This is a genomic window from Bartonella sp. CL266QHHD (genome assembly GCF_042195355.1).
In the GTDB taxonomy this organism is placed as follows: Bacteria; Pseudomonadota; Alphaproteobacteria; order Rhizobiales; family Rhizobiaceae; genus Bartonella.
On record NZ_JBHIOD010000067.1, the window covers coordinates 1 to 5,647 of the forward strand.

Annotated in this window: 3 protein-coding genes; all 3 read right to left on the bottom strand. The window is 36.0% G+C overall.

The window, feature by feature from the left end:
- A partial coding sequence (locus tag ACFIK7_RS09275) for an abortive infection family protein (protein ID WP_375663271.1) occupies positions 1-915 on the bottom strand: 915 nt, incomplete at its 3' end.
- 1,410 nt (positions 916-2,325) lie between these two features.
- Entirely contained in the window at positions 2,326-3,690 is a 1,365-nt protein-coding gene (locus ACFIK7_RS09280) for an MFS transporter (protein ID WP_375663272.1), read from the bottom strand.
- Between the two features lie 598 nt (positions 3,691-4,288).
- The gene (locus ACFIK7_RS09285) at positions 4,289-4,579 is read right to left on the bottom strand and encodes a hypothetical protein (protein WP_375663273.1); all 291 of its coding nucleotides are present in this window, start codon (positions 4,577-4,579) and stop codon (positions 4,289-4,291) included.
- Positions 4,580-5,647: the final 1,068 nt, after the last annotated feature.

Sequence of the window (5,647 nt, forward strand, 5' to 3'; positions counted from 1 at the left end):
AATATAAATTGAGAGAGAATGGGCGGCATTAAAAGTTAAACGCGCATGGCGAGGCTTGAGATTGATTAGTTCAAAATCCTTTTCTGAGCGGCCGTGCGCTGCACCTTTCTTGTTTCTTAACTTTATAGTACCGCGCACAATTTGATACAGACCGGATGCGATCATTTTTAAGTCATTTTCATCTAGATCTTGATTTTTTAAGTTTTCTTGCTTCATATCTTCGGGATGGATCTTAGCTTTCTTAACGACTTCTTCCCATAAAGCGGGCAGATTATTACGGGCGTTTTCTGCATATGGGATAGAATGGTGGTCGAGATAAGCTTTGCAAGAGGCTTCCAACAGATTTGCTGCAAATAGAACTGCCTCCCTTGGATCTTTTTCTATATTTTCTAATGCTCTATTTATTTCGATTTCTACTGCTGAAAGTTCTTTCTCTGCAATAAGTTTTTTTAGCTCTTCCATCGAGAGGAGACCAGCTTTTTGCAATTCTTGTGTGAAGGTCACCTCATTCTTGATAATATATCCTCCACGCTGATATTCCAATCCATCTTTCTTTAACGTTTCTAAAATTTTACGTTGATCTTCTTTAAGCTCTTGTAGCATTTGGTCTTCTGGTATGTCTTGAAATATGAATCCGACTAACTTATGAAACTCGCTGTCCAAAAAATCACCAAGCAGGGGACCAAGGACTTCAAGCGGTTCATTGCATTTTACATTGATTGTATCTAGTCGTTTTTTAATCGTGACTTCTTTATCATCACTTAGGTACTCATGAGGAGCAGATGGTGTATAAAAGAATAAGGCATCCAAATTCTCTGGCCAATAGTACTTTGGTAATATTTGAGAGAGTGCCCTAATTGTTGCAGGAGGGATTTTGTTTTTCTGAGATATTGTTTGCGGAGACGATAATTGCATTTTGTATCTTTGTAATATCAAAAAGTGGTATGTTGAGTGGTTTTTAGAGTATGATTTTATTGCCTGACCTTGCTTAGAAAGTCGCGCAACAATTTTGTGGCTTATATAAGATTTATGAAAGAGAAATGCCATATTGTGTTTTAATTTTTTTCTCTTTTCATTGTTATAACAGTGAAGCAGTGAAGGGGGTGAATAATGCGTGATAATTGGAAAAATATAGAATGAGAACAGAAGTATAATTTTGTATTATCGTAACTGCAATAGCATTCTTTATTGGCAGATTGTTTATTGGAGAGAAGGAAGCAGGCAATGCGCATAATCCCTGAAAGGAAGGTTTTGTGACAAGAATTTCAATAATGGCATGTTACTAAATGTTGTGTGTGTTCTTTGCTTGTCAGAAAAAGTAGATGGCGCTCTTTATTTGCATAACCGGTATAGAGTAATGAGTAATGCGGGAGGCTAGTTTAAAATCTCGTTTATTCCGTTAAAGCTTACGGTTTTCTATAAAAAGACTGTTTTCATTATATCCGCTGTGAAGCTCGCATACTTGGTAGATGGAAATATACGCGTTTATCGTGTCTGTAAGGGAGCTTGAAGCAATGAAGTTATGTGTAAAAGAGTTCTGAAAAGCTTCTTTTGTCCGTAAATTTTATAAGGAAAATCTAAAGGCAGGAAAATGTTAGAGAAATCTAAGAGTACGCTGTGAAAATCAAGAAACAGTCTTTTTAGAGATGGTTTGCTGTCTGTCATCGTGCATCATGATTTTCAATGTTTTTAAAATTTCCCTCTCAATGAGAGAGGGCTTTTTTATTAAAGTGGGGGAGATTTCTTATAACAGTTAACAATGAAATGGAGAGAAGATGCTGCTTTACCAGCTGTTTTTGTCTCTTCAGTTTCATTTTGACCTATTGCTGTTATGAAAGCATAGTGATTCAATGACTTTGAAAAGGGGCGAATAACATTATCAAGTTTGTAATACAGTGCGATTTTTCACATCGCGGTGTGTGGTAAAAGATGATTAGCATTTATAGGGGCGTGCGCGGGGGCGGGTTCTATATTCTATGCTGGTTCAGTAGGGCGTCTGTTAGCGCATTTATGGGACTATTCCGCATTGAAATGCGTGCTTAATTTCGTGGATCTTTGCAAAGGTCTGATCAGAAAATCCCATATTTCAAGAGGTTTTTAGAGGGATCTAAAAGCACAGAGGTATCATAAAATTACAAACACCGTACGTTACTGGAGGTGATCAATTTTAGAGCTTAAGGAGCTTATCGGTTTAGTGTTCTTTCATAAAAATGATGAAGGCTGTGGTCAAGGTCTCAGTGTGTTGGTTTCTCGAAAAGTGGTAAATGCTGTATGATTTTATATGCCATTGCCAATGTTATGGATAGGGTGTTCAAATAAAGCATATCATAAATCGGAATTCTTCTCTTTACGCGATAAGAGGAGGGCTAGGCAAAACAGTAAAAATGCAGCGATAGAGAATATGAAGAATACGATATATGTTTGGTTTAAGGACAGGTATTCTTCTGTCAGCGAATGGATCAAAAAGCCAGCGAATATACCCCCTAAGGCACCACCTATTTGCTGTAATATGCGTGTGATAACGGCTGTATCTTTGACGTATAAACTGTTGACATATTGGATGGGGGCGGAAAGGCAGACAATGGTGGCGATGCCAAGTCCTATGCCTCTTAGCAAGAATCCAAGTCCATCCATGCTTATATTATAGCCGAAGCATAATAACCCAAAGCTTGATATCACTAAACCAATTCCTATCATGAAAAAGGGAGATTTTTCTTTCCATTTTTGGTAAATAAATTTCCTTCCGATCCATGCTCCTACCCCTTGCAGAGCAAGGAGGGCACCGATGATGAGAAGGCTATTTTCATGGGCTTGTTCCATGGCAATGGCTAGTGGGAAATAAACGAGGAAGCTATAAAAAAGAAATGAAGCAACAAGCCCCATGATCATGAGTAATGTATAGCGCGCATTTTGAAATCCGCTAAAGACGATTAATTTGTTTTTTGCTTTCTGATTAGAAACAATGAATAATATGAGAGATATCACCGCTATAAGTGCTAGGATATATAAGTGGTTTTTGTTATTGATGTTTCTGGCTTCTGTGAGGTAAAAAAACGAAAGAAGCGATATGGAAAACGCTAAAAATGCAAATAAGTTAAATTTTGTTTTTGTTGTTTCGTTGTTCTTTAAATGTTTTGCTCCAAGGGTGAGTGCCAATAAAATAAGCGGAATATTAATAAAAAATAACAAACGCCAAGAGACATACTGAGCAAGTGAGGCGCCCACCAGCGGACCAAAGGCAGGGGCGAAAACTGTTGGTACGGCTATGGTGCCCATGGCTTGGCGCACTCGTGTCTGTCCAAATTGTAAGGCAATGATGGTTTGGCTAAGGGGTAGCAAAAGACCGGTCCCAAAACCTTGAACGATACGGGCAGATATAATGGTTGGAAAATCATAGCTTATTCCTACCCCCAGTGATCCAAGCATAAAAATGAAGCTTGCAAGAAACCAAGTGCTTTTGATACCTATTCTTCCTTGCACAAAAGCGGCCATTAGCAGCCCTGGAACGGTGGCGAGAAAATAGGATGTTACAACCCATTGTATATTATTTCCTTCCACGGAAAAATAATGCGCAAGGTTAGGAAGGATGACATTAACAATGCTTCCGTCCAGCAGAGGAAGTATGCTGGAAATAATGACGGTATATATGACATACCGTTCTGTTTTTGTATAGGAATCTACCTTTTGCATGATCATGCTCCCTACAGATGTTCTTTAAAACATTGGTTGCGCCCCATTCACAGACTTTTAAAAATTAACACGTGTTTGTGATGTCTGCGGTTTTGATATTGGAATGAATGTGATTGGAAGTGCTGATGGTCCCCAAATGCTTCTCTTGTGTACAAACCCCTCTTCCTCCAAAATGAAGCCATCAGTTAAGCTGATTTTGATGAGTTTATCGAGGAGTCTGTTTTCTGTCAATTCACTTTACATGAGAGCAAAAGCAGAACCTACACGAGACGTGCATGCCTGCTCCATTTGCATTTATTATTTAACATGGAAAATGTGAAAATCTTTATAAATCAAATTATTGACTTAAAAATCCAATGTTTGTTTATATATCATTTTTTATGCTTAAATGATTGTTTGGGTGTCAAATGTATTCTCAATAGTTTATAATTTTCTTTTCTTAAATGTGCAGCCCTTTCTGGAAAATATTCGACAATCTCTTGATTGTTTAATAAAAATTAAAATCGGTTATAAGGAAGGGCTTGTAAATTATAGAGTAGGAAAAAGGTGCATTTTATAAACAACAGGGGAGGGTTGTTTCCATAGCCCAAACATTTTTTCAAGTTGTTATGGTATCTTTTTGAAGTGCTTGATCGATAAAAGTTTCATAATTATCAGAAACAATATATTGGGTATTTTCTCCCAAAGCTTTGAAATGTTCATGACCGCAATGGATTTTTGCTTTTTCCAGATCGCGCAACATGTCTTCGAAAATACTTCTTTTGCTTTCCACAACAAAATACAGTTTTTCTTGCCCATCTTGCTCGAATAATACAGCCCAATCGGGAGTATATGATCCAAGAGGTGTATCAATTTTAAACCATTTAGGCAGTTGCGCATAAACTTTAATCTCATCGTTTTTTCAAACGATTGTGCAAAACTAAACTCAATATCTGAATCATAAATAACATGATCATAAGGTGATCTATGGTTTTTTACATATTCTTTTATAAAACAATTTGCTTTTATATTTATTAAAATGCATTTTCTATTTTATTTTTTCGTATAATTAGCCAATGAAGCTTTTGCTCTAATGTCGCAATTTGTAAAAAAACTATTTGGTCATTCAATATGAAACTTTTTATGTCGGTTTCTTGTATTGAAAGCAATGGTACGATTTTTGATATCTGATAAAAATATTTACAAAAGAATTAATAACGCATGATTATAGAATTTTGTCCTTTGTTTGAAGCATGTAAAGTTAAACCATTGTTTATTCATAGATTTTATGTTCATTATTTATTTGATACATTTAATCTAGAATGTAAATTGTGTTCGTATCCTCAAACTAAAATACTGGTATTGAAGTGGTGAGAGTGTTGCTTTGTTGAGAATAGATAATTTGGTAGGTTGGTATTCCCTTTGTATCAGAGAATTCAACTTATTCTCTCATATTGTGTGTGGATGAAATGTTAACCGCATAATGCTCCCTCTTACATGAGATGTAAGATTGATATGTTTTCCACATTGAGAAAAGTTGTTGATCGTAGAGAAATATTTTTTTGCGAAATTCGTTTGGCTTAAATGGAAAAAATAGAGCAAGAGCCGCATATTTGTTATGCTGTAATGGCATATATATAATCGATGGAGTCAACACTTCATTTAAGAAGTTTTTTAAAGGAAAAACATAAAAAAATAGAATTATTAAAAAAAATCTTTTATTTTGAAGCTTGTTTCTCACGATTATAAAAGCTTCACGTGGATTTCAAAAATTCTTGTTGTGTTGAAAAGCATGAAAAATCAAGAAAATTTTGCAAAAAAGCTGCACTATGCGTGCAGCTTTTTATGTATTTTCTTTAAAGGTAGACGTTTTAAAGCATGAAAGTGTCCTTACGGTTTCTATAACCATAATAGCCAAAAACACTGGAAATAATGGCGCCTACCAGACTGCCTAAAAAGCCCCACCACCCCATATTGG

Coding starts and splice junctions, on each gene's coding strand:
- ACFIK7_RS09280 (WP_375663272.1), bottom strand. CDS start 3,690: ATGCAAAAGGTAGATTCCTATACAAAAACAGAACGGTATGTCATATAT.